This window comes from Arsukibacterium sp., assembly GCF_033721375.1.
Classification (GTDB): domain Bacteria; phylum Pseudomonadota; class Gammaproteobacteria; order Enterobacterales; family Alteromonadaceae; genus Alishewanella.
The window spans coordinates 1-19,823 of sequence record NZ_JAWWAP010000004.1; the positions used below are offsets into that span (position 1 = coordinate 1).

The 19,823-nt window shown below is 51.1% G+C and carries 17 protein-coding genes; 4 read left to right on the forward strand and 13 right to left on the reverse strand.

The window, feature by feature from the left end:
* The coding region (locus R3187_RS06865) for an enolase C-terminal domain-like protein (protein WP_318965949.1) at positions 1-214 on the forward strand (214 nt) is incomplete at its 5' end.
* Positions 215-228: 14 nt separating this feature from the next.
* Here the strand turns inward: R3187_RS06865 and R3187_RS06870 are convergent.
* A complete protein-coding gene (locus R3187_RS06870; protein WP_318965950.1) occupies positions 229-1,125 on the reverse strand; it encodes an amidohydrolase family protein in 897 nt (298 codons plus the stop codon).
* A gap of 26 nt (positions 1,126-1,151) precedes the next feature.
* On the reverse strand, positions 1,152-1,880 hold the full coding sequence (locus R3187_RS06875; protein WP_318965951.1) for an SDR family NAD(P)-dependent oxidoreductase: 729 nt from the start codon (positions 1,878-1,880) through the stop codon (positions 1,152-1,154).
* 165 nt (positions 1,881-2,045) lie between these two features.
* On the opposite strand from R3187_RS06875, the gene R3187_RS06880 reads away from it, so the two are divergent.
* Positions 2,046-2,219 (forward strand): DUF3545 family protein, encoded by a 174-nt coding sequence (locus R3187_RS06880; protein ID WP_019675643.1) that lies wholly within the window; start codon positions 2,046-2,048, stop codon positions 2,217-2,219.
* 35 nt (positions 2,220-2,254) lie between these two features.
* Here the strand turns inward: R3187_RS06880 and ung are convergent, their stop codons facing one another.
* The 7 genes from ung to R3187_RS06915 form a co-directional block, all read right to left on the reverse strand.
* Complete coding sequence (gene ung / locus R3187_RS06885; RefSeq protein ID WP_318965952.1) at positions 2,255-2,923, reverse strand: uracil-DNA glycosylase; 669 nt, start codon at positions 2,921-2,923, stop codon at positions 2,255-2,257.
* Positions 2,920-4,200: a threonine synthase gene (gene thrC, locus R3187_RS06890; protein ID WP_318965953.1), complete on the reverse strand. Its 1,281-nt coding sequence runs from the start codon at positions 4,198-4,200 to the stop codon at positions 2,920-2,922. The genes ung and thrC overlap by 4 nt, the downstream gene beginning before the upstream one ends.
* Before the next feature lie 2 nt (positions 4,201-4,202).
* Positions 4,203-5,198 (reverse strand): homoserine kinase, encoded by a 996-nt coding sequence (gene thrB, locus R3187_RS06895; protein WP_318965954.1) that lies wholly within the window; start codon positions 5,196-5,198, stop codon positions 4,203-4,205.
* A 5-nt stretch (positions 5,199-5,203) separates the two neighbouring features.
* A complete protein-coding gene (gene thrA, locus R3187_RS06900; protein ID WP_318965955.1) occupies positions 5,204-7,672 on the reverse strand; it encodes a bifunctional aspartate kinase/homoserine dehydrogenase I in 2,469 nt (822 codons plus the stop codon).
* Between the two features lie 254 nt (positions 7,673-7,926).
* On the reverse strand, positions 7,927-8,895 hold the full coding sequence (locus R3187_RS06905) for a diguanylate cyclase (RefSeq protein WP_318965956.1): 969 nt from the start codon (positions 8,893-8,895) through the stop codon (positions 7,927-7,929).
* A complete protein-coding gene (locus R3187_RS06910) occupies positions 8,895-9,509 on the reverse strand; it encodes a chemotaxis protein (protein WP_318965957.1) in 615 nt (204 codons plus the stop codon). The genes R3187_RS06905 and R3187_RS06910 overlap by 1 nt, the downstream gene beginning before the upstream one ends.
* Positions 9,506-9,871, reverse strand: coding sequence for a response regulator (locus R3187_RS06915; RefSeq protein WP_318965958.1), 366 nt, complete (start codon positions 9,869-9,871; stop codon positions 9,506-9,508). The genes R3187_RS06910 and R3187_RS06915 overlap by 4 nt, the downstream gene beginning before the upstream one ends.
* Before the next feature lie 242 nt (positions 9,872-10,113).
* Between R3187_RS06915 and R3187_RS06920 the strand changes: the two genes are divergently transcribed.
* Both R3187_RS06920 and R3187_RS06925 read left to right on the forward strand, forming a co-directional pair.
* On the forward strand, positions 10,114-11,862 hold the full coding sequence (locus R3187_RS06920; protein ID WP_318965959.1) for an ATP-binding protein: 1,749 nt from the start codon (positions 10,114-10,116) through the stop codon (positions 11,860-11,862).
* Between the two features lie 45 nt (positions 11,863-11,907).
* Complete coding sequence (locus R3187_RS06925; RefSeq protein ID WP_318965960.1) at positions 11,908-12,816, forward strand: recombination-associated protein RdgC; 909 nt, start codon at positions 11,908-11,910, stop codon at positions 12,814-12,816.
* Positions 12,817-12,823: 7 nt separating this feature from the next.
* On the opposite strand, the gene R3187_RS06930 is transcribed toward R3187_RS06925, so the two are convergent.
* The 4 genes from R3187_RS06930 to R3187_RS06945 form a co-directional block, all read right to left on the reverse strand.
* Positions 12,824-13,660: an HDOD domain-containing protein gene (locus R3187_RS06930; RefSeq protein ID WP_318965961.1), complete on the reverse strand. Its 837-nt coding sequence runs from the start codon at positions 13,658-13,660 to the stop codon at positions 12,824-12,826.
* An 18-nt stretch (positions 13,661-13,678) separates the two neighbouring features.
* Entirely contained in the window at positions 13,679-16,333 is a 2,655-nt protein-coding gene (locus R3187_RS06935) for an ATP-binding protein (RefSeq protein WP_318965962.1), read from the reverse strand.
* Positions 16,334-16,428: 95 nt separating this feature from the next.
* Positions 16,429-18,882, reverse strand: coding sequence for an efflux RND transporter permease subunit (locus tag R3187_RS06940; RefSeq protein ID WP_318965963.1), 2,454 nt, complete (start codon positions 18,880-18,882; stop codon positions 16,429-16,431).
* Positions 18,866-19,774, reverse strand: a complete 909-nt coding sequence (locus R3187_RS06945; RefSeq protein WP_318965964.1) for a VacJ family lipoprotein — start codon at positions 19,772-19,774, stop codon at positions 18,866-18,868. The genes R3187_RS06940 and R3187_RS06945 overlap by 17 nt, the downstream gene beginning before the upstream one ends.
* Positions 19,775-19,823: the final 49 nt, after the last annotated feature.

Below are 19,823 nucleotides of genomic sequence, written 5' to 3' on the forward strand. Positions count from 1 at the left end.
AGCCACCGCCGCAGCGCTGCACTTAGAGACCGCGATACCGAACTTTTTAATTCATGAGCACCATACTTATGCGATTAAAAAGTGGAACCGCGAACTCTGTATTCAGGATCCACAACCGGTAAACGGCTTTTTTCAGGTATCCGAAGCCCCCGGTATCGGTATTGAGCTGAACGATGAAATCGTTATGCGCTCACAGCGGGTGGAGATTAAATAGCCGCCAGTGGCTGGTTAGTTTGTTTTAAATCCGTACCATGCCCTGGCTGTGCCGGCACTTAATTGCTGCCAGCCAGTGCTGCTCAGCCCCAGATTGGTCAGTAACTGATAATAACGTTGCCACAGTTGCTGATAACTGCCCTGCCATAAACATAACGGAAAATTACTGGCCAGCATCAGCCGTTCAGCTGGCCATTCACTTAGCACTGCAGCAAATACCTGCTGCTGCCAGGCCAGATCCGGCTGGCTGTAGCGTCCGGCTGCCAGCATTTCAAAACCCGACAGTTTCATTGCCACGTTTGCCTGTCCTGCCAGCGTTTGCACCGCCTTTTGCCAGGCTGGGAACTGCTCTGGCCTGGCCAGGCCGGCATGATTAAGCACCAGCTTTAACTCCGGAAACTGCTGTGCCAGCTGCTGAATTCTGGCCATGTTTCTTGCGTTGGCCAGGCTGCACTGCAGTTCCAGCACCAGTTGATGCTCTGCTAGCACACCTGCGATTTGCTCCAACTGCGGCGCATGCAGCCAGCGCTCATCGTCGTCTTCAAAAATATGCCGCACTCCGGCCGGTTGATAAGGCAGCAGCGCCTGTAAATTTGCCAGTACCTGCGGTAGCGCCAGACTGCAGTCTAAAAAGGCTACGGCCTTATGGGGCAAGGCCAGATGTTGCTCCGCCAGCCAGGCCAGTTCCCGCTCTGGCGCATGGTTATCAAAACCGGCCTCAATATGTACCAGACCGGCCAGGCGAAAAGACGGCGCCAGCTCAAGCTGAGAAACTAAGTAATCTTGCTGTAACAGTGCTTTATCCTGCCAGTCTGGCGCATTGCCAGGTCGTAGCCAGTGATACTGGCCGGCGCTTAGCTGCCACAAATGTAGATGCGGGTCGACAATCTCCAGTATGTCTGTTCTGCTCATTACTGTGTGCTCACTGGACTGGTCGCTCACTGGCAGGTATAACCGCCGTCAATAACCTGCAGGCTACCGGTGATAAAGCGGGCATTGTCGCCACCCAGAAAGGCCACCAGCGCCGCCACCTCCTCAGGCTGACCTAAGCGACCCAGTGGCTGCTCTGCGGCCTCATCGGCCACTACAGCGGCCTTATCTGCACCACTATTGGCACAGTAGCGGTCGATCGCCTGATGAAATAACGGGGTTTCAATAGTGCCCGGGCATACCGCATTCACCCGGATATTAAAACGGGCATAATCCAGCGCGGTGGTTTTCGCCATAGATGCCAGGGCATGTTTGGTCAGGTTGTAGGCAAAAGAATTTTTCTTCGCGACCAGCGCCTGATCGGATGCGATTAGCACAATGGCACCGCTGTGCTGGCTGCGCATTGGCGGCAGCACAGCCTGAATTGCCGCATACGCGCCTTTAACGTTTAGCGCAAATAAGCTATCCAGCGTGGTTTCGTCAGTGGCTTCAATATCAGCACTGATATGGCGGCCAGCGTTAGATACCAGCAGATCAACCCGGCCAGTGTGACTGACAATGGTCTGAATGACATTTTTAACTGTTTCTACCCGGCTGACATCACATTGGCGGTAGTCACCGAGCTCACCCGGCACAATATCCAGATTAAACACCTGATATTGTTCAGTTAATAATTTTTCTACGATGGCATAACCAATACCATGGCTACCGCCGGTAACAATAGCAACTTTCTTCATGCCCTCTCCCATTCAACATTCTGACAAAACATCATAAGCCAACTACGTATTTTTTGAAATTTTTACCATGGCTGTAACGCTGCTGTCACTTAACTATTTTATTTTGCAACGAAGTGTGGTAGAACTTTCGTTGAAAATAACAACAACATCAGCAGAGGCCGTATTATGGAAAGCTTCGAAGAATTACTGAACATGTTGGAACGCCCGGCAGCTAAACCGAAAGCTGTAAAGCGTAAATGGCGCGAAATTGAAGAGTTAAAAGAGCGCCATCGTCTGAAAAAAGAGCTGTGCGACATAGACTGGACCATAGAGCCAGAGCTGGCCGATATCGAGTTATAACGCCAACGCCCAATCAATGATTGGGCGTTGCTGTTTTAACGACATACCGAATGCCAGTTAATGGCAGGCCGGTTACTGTCTTGCAGCAGGCTATTGGTATGCAGAAAATGACCACAGCCCAGAAAGCCCCTGTGCGCCGATAATGGCGACGGGTGTGGCGCTGTCAGAATATGATGGCGTTCGCCGTCAATCAGCCGGGCTTTTTTCTGGGCGTGGCTGCCCCACAGCAAAAACACGATGCCGTGGCAGTGCTGGCTGATGCTGCTGATCACCTGATCGGTAAACTGCTCCCAGCCCAACTTACGGTGTGAGTTAGGCTGATTGGCAATAACAGTCAGTACGGTATTAAGCAGCAACACCCCCTGCTCGGCCCAGCTTTGTAAGTTGCCGTGACCCGGCGGGCTGAAGTCCGGGTATTCCAGCGCCAGCTCTTTGTAAATATTGAGCAGCGACGGCGGCACTTTGACCCCATCCCGCACTGAAAACGCCAGGCCATGCGCCTGGTTTGGCCCATGGTAAGGGTCCTGTCCCAGCACCACCACCTTCAGCCGGTCAAGTTCAGTCAGTTTAAACGCATTAAAAACATCTGCTTGGGGCGGATATATCACCGTGCCAGCACTGCGCGCGGCCGCTACTTCATCCAAAAGCGCGATAAAATAGGGCTGCTGCTTTTGCTCACCTAATAGTTGCTGCCAGTCCGTCATGGGTTTTTTAATGTCCTGATAACCTGCTCAAGGGCTGCAAAGTCTGGCGCAATATCGATGCTAAGTCCAGACTCCACTGCACAGGCTGCCAGCGCCGGTGGTAACGCTATCGGGCTGCCCAGGATATTTTCTACCTGCTCTTTAAACTTAGCCGGGTGCGCTGTGCCAAAGAAAATACCAAATTCATCTGCAGCCAGGCTCCGCTTCAGGGCTTTGTAGGCCACAGCCGCATGTGGCTCGCTCAAATAGCCCTGTTGCCATAACTGCCGCACCCCAAGCTGGGTGTCATCTTCATCCACTGCAACCGCTTCAATATCGGATCGGTTAATCATCCCCTGCGCCAGCAAGGCTTCTACCCGCGGCCAGTTGTTCGGTGCACTGACATCCATCGCGTTGGACAAGGTTGCTACAGTAGCTTTGGGTTGCCACTGCCGGCTCTGCCAGTAACGCGGTACGGTATCATTGCTGTTGGTGGCAGCAATCATCCGTTTAATTGGCAAGCCCATGGCCTTGGCAATCAGACCGGCAGTCAGGTTGCCAAAGTTACCACTGGGTACTGATATCACGACCTTGTCCCGTTGCGCCGGCGGCACTTGCGCTATCGCTTCAAAGTAATAACAAATTTGCGCAAACAGCCGGCTGATATTAATGGAATTGGCCGAGGTAATATTAAACTCTTTAACCAGCGCTTTATTGTCAAACACCTGCTTGACCAGCGCCTGACACTGGTCAAAGTCGCCATCAACAGCCAGGGTGGTAATATTATCGCCCAGGGTGGTAAACAGCTTTTCCTGCAAACTGCTTATTTTGCCCTTAGGGAACAAAATTACCACTTTTACGCCGCTCTGGCGGTAAAATGCATGGGCCACGGCAGCACCGGTATCGCCTGAGGTTGCCGTGACAATAGTCGTCGGCTCTGGTTGCGCTTTAGCCAGCGCCTGGGCCATAAAGCGGCCGCCAAAGTCTTTAAACGCCAGCGTTGGCCCGTGAAACAATTCCAGCGCACTGATTTGATCGGTTACCGGCACTAACGGTGCGCCAAACGTAAAGGCCCGGTCGACCATCGCCAGCAACTCGCTTTCTGGTAGTTCGTCACCAATCAGCGCCGCTAAAACTTTGCTGCTGCGCTCGACTAATGGCATTGCCAGTAATGGCTCAATATCCAGCACCGGCCAGTGGGTCGGGAAAAATAAGCCCTGTTGCTGCCCCAGGCCCTGGCGGACCGCCTGTAAAAAACTCACTTGCTCACTGCTTACTTTTAAATTGGTTAATTGCATCATCAAATCCTTTGGCCGTTTGTGGCCGCTTGCTTTGGCAGCGCTCTGGCGCCCGCAGCAGATAGTTGGCAAATATGGGTACACGCATCAGCATTCTTAGCATAGTGCTGCTGCAAATAGGCGGCTGTCACAGTGGCAGTATCATCGTCAGGACATAGTGCAAATAAGGTCGGGCCGGCACCGGAGATGCCCAGATGTAACACCCCTTTGGCTGTTAATTCGTGACGAAGTGCCGGTAATTCCGGAATAAGCGGCGTACGCGCCGGCTCGGCGACCAGGTCCTGCAGGGCAGCGACGGCTTCCGCTTCATCCTGGCAGTACAATGCACTGATAAAACGACTGAGCATACCGGCAAAGCTGATACTGTCGGCCAGACTTAACTGCGCCGGCAACACGGCGCGGGCTGCCCGGGTAGACAGCACCGTACCGGGGTAACTCAATACCACCCGCCAGTGACTGAACCAGGGCAAAGTCCGGCTTAATTGCTCACTGCCAGGCAGCATCAGTTGCAAACCGCCCAGTAAACTTGGTGCCACATTGTCATAATGGACACTGCCGCTGACCCCACCCTCAGCCTCTGCCATTAACTGCAACAGTTGCAGCTGGGTTAATGGCTGGCCAAAATAGTCATTGAAGGCATAACAGGCGACAACAATCGAACAGGCACTGGACCCCAGACCACTGCCCACCGGCAGGTTTTTCTGTAAATGCAGCGCGAGGCGCGGCAAGGGTTTACCGACGGCCTGTTCGAACGCATAAAAGCAGCTCAACACTAAATTGTCGCTACGGTCTGCTGGCAGCTGATGGCGATAACGGCCGCTGATGTGCAGGCTCAGCTCGCTCTGCTCAGCCAGAATTTCCAGCACATCACCCAATAACTCCGGCTCTGCTGAGCCAACTGGCAGCGGTTCAAAAGCGACGCCCAGTAAATCAAAGCCGACGGAGAAATTACCGGTTGAAGCCGGTGCAAAATAACGATGTATTGTTGAATTTGTCATGCTGTTTATACCTGCTGTTGCCAGCTTAAGGTGCGCATAATATCGCTAAACACGCCGGCTGAGGTAACAGCAGCGCCGGCACCATAACCACGCAGCACGAACGGGATCGGCTGATAATAGCGGCTGTGGATAGCCAGTGCATTTTCACCGTCTTTTACTTTGGCAAGCGGATGGTCCTGACTGAGCGCCCTGATAGCCACCTGACATTTGCCATCGCGAATTTCGCCAATGTAGCGCAGTACTTTACCCTCTGCTGTTGCCGCTTTGACCCGCGCCCTGAACGCATCATCCAGTGAGGGCAAGCGCGCCATAAAATCATCAGTACTGCCGCTGCTGTCAAAATCTGCCGGCAATACCGGTTCAATACTGACATCCGTCAGCTCCAGTGGCATGCCTGCTTCACGGGCCATGATCAGCAGTTTTCTGGCAACATCAGTGCCCGATAGATCATCACGTGGGTCCGGTTCAGTAAAGCCCATCGCTTTGGCTTTACGGGTTACTTCAGACAAGCTGGCACCGGTTTCCAACTCACCGAAAATATAGGAAAGCGAGCCGGATAAAATACCTTCAAACGCCAGCAACTCGTCACCGGCATTCAGCAGGCCCTGCAGCGTATCAATAACCGGCAAGCCGGCACCCACTGTGGTTTCATAGAGAAAGCGCCGCCGTTGTTGCTGCGCCACCTGGCGCAACTGCCGGTAGTAAGCCAGGCTGGCGGTGTTGGCTTTTTTATTCGGGGTAACCACATGAAATCCTGCTGCCAGAAAATCAGCATACTGACTGGCAATGGCCTCGGCACTGGTACAATCAACCAGTACCGGATTGGTCAGATGTTGCTGGCGGACAAAGTCACTAAGCGCGGCTAGTGAAAACGCTGCCGGTTCCTGGCTTTGCGGCTGATTCAATTCAGCCTGCCAGCGGCTCAGCTCCACCCCCTCTTTTGCCAGCAACAGCTGCCGAGAATTGGCAATACCATAGACGGTCAGCTTTACCTGGCGTTGTTGTAAGAAGCTTTGCTGGCGTTCAATTTGCGCCAGCAACTCGGTGCCAACGACGCCACAACCGACCAGAAAAACATCGATACTGGGAATATGACTGAAGAAATTTTCATGACATACCCGAACCGCATCCTTACAGACCGCCTGATCGACAACGGCGGAGATAGAGCGCTCGCTGCTGTCCTGGGCAATAGCGACCACATTAACCCGGGCCTGAGCTAACGAGGCAAAAAACTTGGCGGCCACGCCACGATGCTGGCGCATGCCATCACCGACCAGACTGACGATTGCCATATCCGCCAGAATACTGACCGGCCGCAATAAACCGGTTTGCAGTTCCAGCTCAAACTCCTGCTCCAGCGCTTTTTGCGCAAGATTTAAATGCAACTGCGAAACACAGAAACTGATACTGAATTCTGACGATGACTGCGTAATTAAACTAACCGAAATCTGGGCACGGGCCATTGAGGCAAATACCCGGCTGGCCATGCCAACCACGCCTTTTAACCCCGGGCCTGACACAGTAAACAGCGCCAGATGCTCCAGGCTGGAAATCCCTTTTACCAGCGCCTCTCCGTCACCACTGACATCAATGCAGGTGCCTGGTGCAGCCGGGTTTAAGGTATTTTTGATATAACAGGGGATCTGATAACGGGCCAGTGGACCAATGGTTTTCGGATGCAGTACCTTAGCACCAAAGTACGACAGCTCCATTGCTTCATCATAGGATAACCGGTCAATCAGCCGGGTTTGCTTAACCTGACGTGGGTCAGCACTGTAAACACCATCAACATCCGTCCAGATTTCACAAGCGGCGGCGCGAAGACTGGCCGCCACTATAGCTGCTGAATAATCTGAGCCATTGCGGCCAAGTAAGGTGGGTTCTCCCTGGCTGTTGCTCGAGACAAAACCGGCGATGACATAAACCGCTGCGCTCTGCTTAGCGATAGCCTGTTGCAGGGTCTGCTCTGAACCGCTGATATCGGCACTGGCGTTAAGATAATCTCCCTGACTTTTAATCAGAGTAACGGCATCCAGCGCAAGCGCATTTACTTTAGCGCTAACCAGCACAGCAGTCATTAATGCTACGCTGAACTGCTCACCCAGGCCCAGGATCTGCGCCTTAATATGATCAGGACAGTGCCGCAGCAAACTAATGCCCTGCAAATGCAGCGCCAGAGCTGCCAGCTGCTGCTGCCATAACGCCTGTACCTGGCTTACCTGCTGTGCAGATAAGCCAGTCGCTTCGTTCAGCAACTGCTGATAACGCTCTGCCAGTGCCGTCAAAACCGGCTGATAATCAGATCCCAGATAAGCGAGGTCGGTCAGCTCTACCAGCATATTGGTCACGCCCTGCGGCGCCGACAATACCAGACACACCGGGCCTGCTGCAGCCTGACGCTGCACAATTTGCGCAACTTCGGCAAAGCGTGGCAGTGACGCCAGCGACGAGCCGCCAAATTTTAGCACTCTCATTTTTTACTCCTTGCGCATTCCATTATTCGTTATGTTGTTATTGCCGACCAAGGCTGGGTAAATACCCGTAAATGTTTAAAAAAAAGGCCCGTGACGTTTGAGGTCACGGGCCTTTTTACAGACAACACACCGCCGACCTCCTACCCCGAAGGGCTGGTGGTAATAATAATGGTGGTGAGGTCTGCTGTTTTTATTTTCATCAGCTGCACTATGCACAGACTTATAGACGTCTGTCAAACAAAAAATCGTCGCCGTTACGACTTTACCTTTTTAAGGGAATCTATTAATTCAGGATAATAGGTGACCACCTGATTACGGCCATTTCGTTTCGCCTGATACAGCGCTAAATCAGCCTGCTGGATCAACTCATCTGCACTAGTGGCAGCATTAAATTCACTGACGCCGACACTGACACTGGTCTTCAACTGTTGCTGCTGATAGCTGATTGGCGAAGCCGCAACCCGCCGGCAGATCCGTCTGGCCACTTCAATTGCGCCCTCCAGCGGGGTATCAGGCAGAATAATGGCAAATTCTTCACCGCCGTAGCGGCCGAATAAATCGGTTTCCCGCAGCAAGCTGCTGATTAATTTAGCCACTTCAATCAGTACAATATCGCCCGCCTGATGACCGTATTCGTCATTTAAACGTTTAAACTTATCCAAGTCGAAAAATAACAGTGACAATGGATGCTGATAACGACCGGCCCGTTGCACCTCTACCTCAAGCTGCTGCTGCCAGTAGTTGCGGTTCAGTACCCCTGTCAGGCCGTCCAGCCGGTTCACCTGCTGTAACTGCAGATTACTTTGCTGCAACTGGCTTTGATAAACATAGGCATCAGTAGCATCTTCAATTAACAGACAAACATATTGCTCATTGCTACCAGGCTCTGTCAGCGGCAACATGCTGCAGTTTTGTGCCATATACTGATTGGCGCTGCTGACCGGCCGCAAATGGGGTAATTTGAACAGATACTGCCGCTGCTCCCAGGAGCTGAATGCCGGACTTTGTAAGCTGAGTACACTGTGAAGTTTGCGGCTGAGCCAGGCTTGAGGAGCGTCGGTGAATACACTGAATAAATCTTTGCCCTGTACAGACTCAAGCTGAATATCGGCCCGGCGACAGATATAAGGATTAATATAAACAATCTGCAACTGCTTATTCAGCAGAATAACCCCACTGTTCAGTTGCTGCAGTAACGGACCGGACAGCCAGTCTATATTCATCAGAATTCCGCCAGCACGTGATCCAGAATGGTTTTCAGTTTTAACACGGCTTCGCCCGGGATCAGCAAAATCATATTACAGTCAAAACTGTAATCGGTTAACTCATACCGGATATCAACTTTTAATGCCAGTTGCCAGTGAAACGCCGTTTGTTCCAGCTTGCCGATAAAATCATTGTCCCGCGAGGAAATAACCCGCGGTGCCGCGTAGGAGAAGCTGTTATCCAGCTGCTCTGCCAGGCCATTCAGAAAAGTCGTGGTCAGAATCGAACTGATATCGGTCAGCATTTCTGCTTCACTGGTGGCATCATCATCATACCCCAGCAAAGCTGCTATCTTGCCGGCATTTTCCAGTTGATACAGCAGAATGGTTTCGCCACGCAGGCCACCATCTCCGAAAAACCCCAGACTAATCATTGAGCTGTGCAGGCCCTGGTACTGGCCACGGAACTGCTCAGGAATTTCTGCAGCGTTAACCAGGCCGATGGCAGGTACCTGCAAATGAACAAAAGTATTCAGAAACCGCGCCAATTTATCACTGGCCAGTCCCATCGCTACATTAATTAATTCCTGCAGGCAGTCGCGCTGCTCTTCAGTAAAACTCAAATCCGTCATATCAAACCATATTGTCGCATCACTGCGCTGAGTTTATCGGTATTTACCGGCTTCTGAATAAAGGCCAGGGCACCGAGTTCCATTACCCGTTTTTGCATTTCCGGCTGAATATCAGCTGAGACCACAATGACAAAAACATCCATTTTTTCAGCCTTAATTGCTTCGAGCACGCCAACACCATCCAGCTCCGGCATAGTCAAATCCAGAAATACCACACCAATTTCCTGACTGCGTAATACAGCTAATGCCTCCAGACCGTTGGATGCCGTAACAATGTCGGCATCAAATGCCGGCGGCAGGGATTTCTTCATTTGGTTGCGGGCTAAAAGAGAGTCATCACAAATTAAAGCGGTTAAAGCCATCAGTACTGCCTGTGTTAAGTTGTAGTTATGCCTGTTTGGTTAAAAAATATATACAGATGGTCAGCATAAAGCAATATCCGGTCACTATTTAGCGCTTATAGTTGACGGGCAGGTTAACAGCCTGCGGCGCGCAGCGCTGCGCTATTACAGATATTTAGCATCAGCTATTTTAAAAAGCTGGTTTATTCGTTAAGGTAGGTCAGACTAAGTATAATAATAATCCGGTGAAAAAAGGTTATTGCATGCAGCAAAAGAGCCTGTCCCGCAATCTGCTTACTAAGGTGTTGTCAGTTTATTTTATTCTGACTTTAATTGTTACTCTCGCGCAGATAGTGGCAGAGTATTACAACACCAAAAACTTGATAAACAGTGACTTAGAAACCCTGCAACAAACCTTCTCCGGCAGCTTAACCCGGGCTATCTGGGAGCTGAACACGCCCCAGGCTTTAATTATCGCTGATGGTCTGCTGTCTATTCCGGCGGTCGAAGGCATAGTGGTGCGTGACGATAGCGGCGCTGTTATTACCCAGCTGGGCCGTTACATTGATGTTAAAGAACGTTTCAGCAGTCAGCTGGTACGTGAAGGCGTGCGTTTAACCGAGCAACAATCCGGCATTTTTGGCTATACCTTCCCGCTGATTTTCGAATTTTCAGGCCGGGCGACCCAGGTCGGTGACGTCACGTTATTTTCCAGCCGTGCGGTGGTGATCGACCGGATTAAAGTGGGCATTTACTTTCTGATTGGCAATGCCATGCTGAAAACCACCTTCCTGATTATTCTGTTTTTAATGGCATTTCGCAAACAGCTTACCGAACCGCTGGCCGAGTTAAGCCGGCAAATCGAAGACCTGGAGCTGGATCAGCTTGATGGCGCCCGGGTTGAAATTGATAAAGGTCAATCTTCTGAACTGAGCTTGATGGCCGATGCGTATAACAGGTTAATTAACCGGGTGCAGGACTACAAGGCACAGCTGGGCAACACCCAGAAGCAACTGCTTACCTCCAATGAAAAGCTGGACCAGCAGAATCTGGTGTTGGAGCAGGAAGTCGCCCGCAAAACATCCGGCCTCAGTCAGGCCATGATGGACTTACAACAGCAAAAGCAGGAACTGGAACTGAAGCAGCAAAGCCTGCGGGAAGAAATTGAACGGCGCCGCCATACTGAAGATGCGTTGCGCAGCAAGCAGACCGAGCTGGAACAACTGGTTGAGCATTTGAATCAGGCCCAGGACCGGTTGGTCCAGTCAGAAAAAATGGCAGCGCTGGGTGGTCTGGTTGCCGGTATTACCCATGAGGTTAACACGCCGGTGGGTATTGGCGTCACCGCTACCAGCTTTCTGAGCGAAAAGCTGACCAGCCTGCAGCAGGCATTTAATGATAAGTCGCTGACGTCAAAAACACTGGAAGCGTTTATTACTGAAGCCTTACAAGGCACTGATTTACTGCAGTCAAACTTAAGCCGGGCATCGGAGCTTATCGCCAGCTTTAAACAAATTGCCGTTGATCAGGCCAGTGAAGCTATCCGCACCATTAACCTGGCAGAATATATAAATGAAGTGATCCGCTCACTGCAGCCAAATTTTAAGAAAACCCAGCATCAGATCGAAGTAAACTGCCCCGATAACATTACCCTGCGCTGCCCGGCCGGCGCTATTTCGCAGATTTTCACCAACTTACTGATGAACTCACTGATCCATGGCTTTGAAGATATCAAAGAAGGCCTGATCCGGATCACCGTGCTGGATGAAGATAACAACGTTGATATTCGCTTCAGTGACAACGGCAAAGGCCTGCCACCAGAGCAACTGGAAAAGCTGTTTCATCCGTTCTTCACCACCAAGCGTGAACAGGGTGGCAGCGGCCTGGGTACTCATATCACCTACAACCTGGTACGCCAGACGCTGGGCGGCAGTATCACTGTCAGCAGTGAGCCAGGCCAGGGTTTGCACTACCATATTCGCTTTCCAAAAAACCTGAAACTCGACGGCTGATCCGCGTTATACTCGCCAGCTTGTTAAAAGAAGGACAGGTTTGTTATGTGGTTTAAAAATATCCGGGTTTACAAATTAAGTGCCCCGCTAAGCACTGATCCGCAGCAACTGGAAGCCGCATTGGCTGAATTTAAATTTGCTCCCTGCACTGGCCAGGAAGCAGTCAGAACCGGTTTTAGTTTTCCGCTGCACCAAAGCATTAAGCAGTATTGCCATCCAATGGCTCACGGCTGGTTGTTTGCTGTTAAACGACAAGAGAAGGTATTGCCTGCCGCCGTTATCAACGAAGAACTGCAACCGAAAATTGATGCCATGGCCGCTGAACAGGGCCGGCCACTTAACCGCAAAGAAAAACAAAGCTTAAAAGAAGAGCTGATCCAGACTTTACTGCCGCGCGCATTCAGCCGCTCTACCCTGACCCATGGTTATTACGATGCAGAACATAACTGGCTGGTTATTAACACCGGCGGTGCTGGCAAAGCTGAAGACATTCTGGCGTTATTGCGCAAGGCCCTAGGATCACTGCCAGCCCTGCCGTGGCTGGATAACCATAAGCTGAATTCCCATCTGCAGTTATGGCTGCAAAATCAGGCACTGCCTGACGGCTTTTTGCTCGGCAATGATGCTGAATTAAAAGCCCCGGACGAAGAAGGCGCCAAAGTCAAATTTACTAACCACCTGCTCAGTGCCGATGAAGTACAAAGCCATCTGCAGGATAAACTGGTGACAAAAATTGGCTTACAGCAAGCTGAAGGCTTAAGCCTGCATGTCAGTGATGACAGCAGTATTAAAGGTATCAAATACCACGAACTGCTGACCGGCCAGAATGAAGAGCTGGGCTGGGAAGATTTAAGCTTACGGCTTGATGCCGACTTATTGCTGATGAGCAACAGCCTGAACCAGGCGTTACTGGCTATTGCTAACCAACTGCAACAGGTAAGCAACGAGCAGTGAACGGCATTTAATTAAACAACGCCCGCACATCCTGGTAAGTATCGGCAATTTCCCGTTGCTGCATAAATTCCGGCACCGGCACCAGCTCGCGGGTTACGTAGTCCGCTAATAACGTCTGAGCCAGCTCTGGCAGGTAGTAATTACGATTAATTGCTGCCAGCCGGATAAAATCGGTATAGCCTGGCTCAGGCTCACTGCGGGGGCTGCGCCAGTGCTGTACCACCGGCATAAATTCATCACCAAAGCCCCAGCTTTGAATAATTTTCAGGCCCACCGGGGCAGCAATTTTATCTATCAGCACCTGCATAAAGGCCGGATGACCAAATACATCGGGATGGCGCTCTGCTTCAATCAGTACCGGCAGCGCACCTATATTATGGACCAGCGCGGCCAGCGCCATCACATCACTATTTAGTTTGCAGTCGCGATGTCTGGCTTTATAAAACTGCAGGCAAGCGACGGCGACACTGGCGGTTTGCACACTGTCCCGCCATAACCTGTCCAGCTGTTGCTGAACCTGCTTATGCTGCGATACAAACAGTTGTTCCATCGCCATGGCGATAGCAATATTTTTAATCTGGCTCAGGCCAATCCGGGTAACTGCCTGATTTAAGCTGTTTACCTGAATTGATCGCCCCATAAAAGCACTGTTGGCGACCTTAATCATTCTGGCCGACAAGGCCGGATCCTGACTGATCACGTCAGCCATTTGCTGCAAACTGATTTGCGGATCATCGGCCCGTTCGCGCACTCTGAGCGCAATATCGGGCAAGGTTGGTAAAACCAGCCGATCTGAGCGTATTTTTTCATCCAGAATAATTAATAAAGCCCGTTGTGCACTCATACTGTCTCCTGCCCGCGATTAATAGTGTTGCTCGCTGCTTAGCTGTGCATCGTTAATATACTGTTCCAGCTCAGCCAGCAAGCCGGCAAGTTCTGCTGGCTGTTCAGACACCGCTTGTTCAATTTCGCCTGCTAACCGGGTTACCTCCGGATAGCCCATACTGCCGGCACTGCCTTTGAGGCTATGCGCCGCAAAGCGCAATGCCGAAAAGTCTCTGGCCTGAAAATGCCGCTGCAATTCAGCCAGCAGCTCCGGTAATTGCCGGCCAAACTGCCGTTTCAGTGCCTGCATTTGCGGATCTTGTTCCAACCGCTGCAACCAGTCCTGCTCACTGTCTTTTCGCACTTTGGCAAACCGGCTGAGAATGGCCAGAAATTCACTTTGCACCACCGGTTTGCCCAGCAGTGCCTGGCAACCCGCCTCGCGGTAGCGTTCCACGTCTTCACTCATCACATTGGCGGTTACGGCGATAATCGGCACTTCTATGCCGGCATGACGAATAAGCCGGGTGGCTTCCTCCCCTCCCATCAGCGGCATCTGCATATCCATAAATACCAGATCAAACTCATCATGCAGCACCATTTCCACCGCTTTATGGCCATTATCCACCACTACCACGCTGGCATTACTTTTTTCCAGTAATAACTTCAGTAATAACTGATTATCAGGGTTATCTTCTGCCACCAGCACTTTTACTGAGCTGTCAGCCGGCAACGGGCTGCTCTGCTCCGCCAGCTTCTGCTGCGGCTGATAGCTGTCAACCAACTCAATATCCTGCTGCTGGCAATGTAAAATCACTTCAAAACAGCTGCCAATACCTTTGACGCTCTCTACCTGGATATCACCGTCCATTTGCTCCATAAGCTTTTTGGAAATAACCAGGCCCAGGCCGGTGCCGCCAAAATGGCGGGTGACGGTCGCATCCGCCTGGACAAAAGGCCGGAAAATCCTGGCCAGTTCATCATCACTCATGCCGATCCCGGTATCTTTTACTTTTACCGACAATTGTCTGGCCAGCTGATCATAACTGACCTGAAACACCACCTTGCCTTTCTGGGTAAATTTCACCGCATTGCTACTAAGGTTCAGCAGTACCTGACGAAAGCGCAGACTGTCGTTGTAGAGCATTTTGGGTAGTGGAAACTGCCATTTTAACTGACAGCTCAAACCTTTCGATTGGGCCTGTTCACATGCCAGCTGATAAATATCATCAATGGCTGTCAGGCAGTCAAACTGCTCACGGTTTAACTCCAGTTTATCGGCTTCAATTTTCGATAAATCCAGAATATCGTTGATCAGGCCCAGCAGATGATCGCCGCTTTTCAACACCCGCTTTAAATAATCCTGCCGTTTGTCCGGGTCGTTTTCCTGCAGCGCCTGATCACTAAACCCAATGATGGCCGTCAAAGGCGTCCTGATTTCATGACTCATATTAGCCAGGAAAACACTTTTCAGCCGGTTAGCCTGCTCTGCGGTTTCTCTGGCTAAAATTAACTCCTGATTCGCGGCAGCTAAATCATCATTAGCCCGGGCTAAATCCTGCGTGCGGCGCAATACTTTATCTTCCAGTTGCTGTTTATAAGCGCGCTCGCGCTCACGATAAACCCGCAGCTGGCGCACCATAACGTTAAAAGCAGCAAACATATCGCCCAGTTCGTCCTGCTTTTTCACTTCCAGCAATACTGACAGATCGCCGCGGCCAACCGCGGTTTTAGCGGCAGTAAGTTGCTTAACCGGATTAAAAATATGCTTGATCAGCAACCAGTACACCAGTAATGGCAACAGCAGGCATATCAATACCATCAGCAACAGTAACACCCGGGACAGCCAGCGTTGCTCGTCGTACAACTGAGCCGGGTCCAGTCCGTACAACAACTGATAATTGCCGGGCAGCGGCACACCCAGTAACTCGCGATACTGGCCCAGCAATAATACCCTTTGCAAGCTGTCGGCACCGATACTGCGTTGTATTTGTCTGAAATTCGTCGGCGCAAAGGCGCTGTTTATCAGCACCGGATCTGCCGCATAGGCGATAGTCGCCGTTTTGCTGATCATCAGATTGACGCTGTTACTGGTAAAAGGCGTATTAACGATGTTATCCAGTAAGCCCGGGCTGACCATGATAACCAGATATCCCCACAGGCGGCGCGATTCAGTCAGGGAGCTGACATAGAGTTTTCTGGCAAAGTACAATTTGCGCTCACGACTATCGGGTAACGGTGCCAGAAAATAGCCCTGCTCATCAATCATCGCCTGTAACGGCGAAAAATACTCGTTGCGAAACCGGTTTGGCACGGCAATATTGGCGGTTATTTCAGGCAGGTGCAGCGCATACTCGCCATTAAGCTGCACCAGTTTAATCGCTTCAATACTCGACTGTTCTGCGCTGAATCGCTGCCAGTGCTGTCGCAAAGGCGATAACAGCGCGCTGTCACCGGTTTGCAGGTATTGCTGCAAATCAGGGTTTAGTGCCAGCATTTGCAACTGCGTTTGCTGGGTACTGATGAAGTCGTGCAACTGTTGCTGTTGCCCAGCCAGGGCGCTGCGCACCTGATAATAGGTTTGCTGCTGCATATAACGCTGACTGTACTGATATGCCAGATAGCCGAACAGTAATACTGGCAACACCAGCAACGGCAACATATAGGCAACCAGCGTTTCTCTTAACCTCATAACAGCACGAGCCTGACCTGCCCTTCACAAACTAATCATGGCCACAGCATAACCAGCTAACCGTCAGGCTACAAGCATATTACCCGCCGTAATTGCTAACTTTTCCCGCTATCAGCAGTTGCCGGCTGCAGCGGCTGACTTTTTGTTTTGTCTTTGACAAACCGACTGAGCAAAGCCGGCAAAATGGTTAAATCGGTCAGTAACGCCATTAACATCGCTGCAGCGGTCAGAATACCGAAATAGACGCTGGGCAGAAAGTCGGAAAAACCAAACACGGCAAAGCCAGCAGCAATAATAACCGAGGTGAACACAATGGCCATACCGGTATGACCGAACGTGGCGCTTAACGCATTGTCCGCAGACTGCTGCAAGTAGTTGTGAACAAAATGAATGGTATCGTCGACCGCAATCCCCATGGCTATGGCGGCAATAGTAATCGTCATTAAATCCAGTGGGATATTCAGCCAGCCAATCAAGCCCAGGATCCCAAGCGTAGTCAGGACATTGGGAATAAGTGCTATTACAGCAATTTTTACTGAACGGAAAATTACCAGCAGCATTAATCCCAGCGCCAGATACACCAGCCCTAACGTCGTTACCTGTGAATCAAACAGCCTCGATAAAATATCCTGATACAACACAAACAAGTTGGTCAGCTTATAGTCTTGCTCTGCCAGGCCAACGGCCTGCAAATCCTGATGCAACTGCTGCATTAACTGCTCACGGTTTAAATCAGCGGTGGTATCCTGAATACGACTGGCAATCCGCACCTGCTTTGGCGAGTCTGCAAGATAGGCACCAACCAGCTGATTAGTGACTTTGCTGCTGAGCATCTCATAAATGGTGTCGAGCTCATATTCAGTCAGCGGTTTGTCGTCATTCAACTGCCTGGCAAGCGTAGTGAAATTAATCAGTGACGTCACACTACCGCTGGCCTCAAAAGCCACTACTGCGGCATGGGCCAGATGCAACTGATTAAGCTGATCTGCAGCAATGACCAGGTCAGGTTTAGACTGTGCCGGATTCAGGGTTATCACGATATCCAGTGGTGTGGAGCCGCCAAACTGCTGATCAATAAAGGCCAGCTCCTGGTGCACCTGGGTGTCTTTGGCAAAGTAGTTGATAAAACTGTTTTCTACATTCAGCCTGCTGATACCGGTTGCCAGGCCACTGAACAAAACCACAACTAACACTATTACCGGATAAGGCCGGCGCTGAACCAGGCCAGCAGTGTGCTTAAGCGCGCGGGCCAGCCAGGCAAAGTCGGCCGTTTCAGGCCGGGCTTTTAATAAACTGAGCAGTGCCGGAAATAGCAGCAAGCTGACACTCATCGTGATCAACATCGCTATCAGCATCATAAAACCAAAATCGACTACCGGCTGAATACCGCTGAAAATAAGCGAGCCAAAGCCAACCGAGGTAGTCAGAGTGGCATAAAAACAAGGCGATAGTTTCTGCACCAGCATGCCGGTTACCCGCTGCTGCTGATCCAGTTCCGGCTCATCGCGGGCGATTTCCCGATAGGCACCCAGCAGGTGGATCATCACCGCCAGGGTCAGGATTAACTGCAGCGCGATAAAGTTTGCTGAAATTACCGTGGTACGGATATCCAGCATGCCAAACAAGCCACAGGTAAGCAGCACACTGACACTGCAGCTGAGTAGCGGAAAAAACACGCCGTGCCAGCTGCGGTAGATAAGCAGTAGCAACACGGCAATAATCAGGGCGATAGCCAGGCCAAAGCTGGTTAAATCACTTTTAATCATATCGACCAGATGCTGGCCTACCACATAAGCGCCACCGACATAGGTGGCAGCGCGCTCGTTAACCTGCTGATTAAATTGCTCAATCTGTTCAATTTCCTGCTGCCGCTGGGTAATTAAACGCTGGCGGATCGGGTCTGCAGCCTGCTTTAATTGTTCAAGCTCATTCTGCTCGGCAACAGTTAGCTCGCGGTTTAATGTATGCTGCTGAATAGCCAGAATTTGGCGCTCAAGTTCGCTAAGCTCTGCATCAGCTTTAAAAACTATCTGAATCCCGGCAGCGGTTTGCGCTTTATTCAGCAGTAAATCGGTAAAAATCGGATGATTGGTTAGCAGCTGACGCATCTGCGCTGGCGTATATTGCTGTTGTTGCCAGGTCAGGCTTGCAACGTCGGCACCAGAGGTAAAGGCACTGGCATCGCTCAGCAGCGGCACCGTCAGCATTGACGTCACCGAGCTTACCCGCTCAAGCGTGGCGTAATCAGCACTTAGCGTGGCAATATCAGCAAAAGTTTGCTCAGAAAACAGCTCACCGTCTTTGGGCTGATAAGCAACCAGAATAAATTCATCCGGGGCAAACCGCTGGTTTGCCAGCTGGCTTTCGATATACAACGCATTGTTTTTGACCAGCAGCGTTTCGGCCGACGCATCTATCCGGAACTGACTTAAAAAGGTCGTCGCGCCGGCAAGCAGCGCGATAAACAGCGCAATCAAAACCCAGCGCAGCCGGACAATCGTATTCGCCAGCCAACTGATTAAACCGCTTTGCTTACTCAGGTTTGACATAAGCTTCGTCCCTTTTCAGTCCTTGTAAATGTTGGTTGCGGAAATAGATATAAGGATCGTCAGCCTGTTTATATAAGGTCTGGTATAAGTCAGCGCGATCAGAAAAACTGTTTATCACATTGACGCCCTGCAGATAATACAACTCGGGGGTATTAACCAGCTGGTTCAGCGGATGTAAAAACGCTTCACCCAGTACCGAGCTGGCGCCGCGAACATCGCTCTGCCCAAGGATCGGCAACACTAAATAAGGACCATTACCGACCTGATAATGGCTTAAGGTATCGGCAATACTTTGTTTTGCCTTGGGGATTTCAAACCAGGACGTGGCCGGGTCAAACAGCCCCAGAATGCCAATAGTAGAGTTAATGACAAAGCGCCCCAGATTGGTGCCGGCCCCCTTAAAGTTTCCAGCCACGGCATTATTAAGCAGATTAAGAGGCTCTCGAATATTGGCAAAGGCATTGCCCACTTTATCGCGGACCGGCGCCGGCAGTACTTTCTGATAGCCTTTAGCGATAGGAATTAAAACATAGCTATACGAGACATGGTTAAAACGGAATATTGCCCGGTTCCAGCCCTCAAGGGGGTCATCATATAACGGCGCTGCCTGGCCACTCCGGGCAACCTCACTATCTGCTGCAACCGGCTCCATATCGACGACGGTGGGCTCAAGCTCCAGCGTACCCTGCGAGGTTACTATTTTAGTAGTCTGGCCGGCGCTTAGCTGCTCAGCGGCTGACGGCTCGTCAGTTGTCGGGGCTGGCTTATCTGCCTGATTGCTGCCAGGCGCAGCATTAGTGATGGCCGCAGCATTGTCGTTAGCTTCAGGTTTTGCAGCACAGCCGCTCAGGGCGAATGCCAGCAGCCAGATAAGGGTATAACGATAGTTCATCCTGTCACTCCGTATTAACTTAACTGAACGCGCCTGCTTGCGCCCCAAA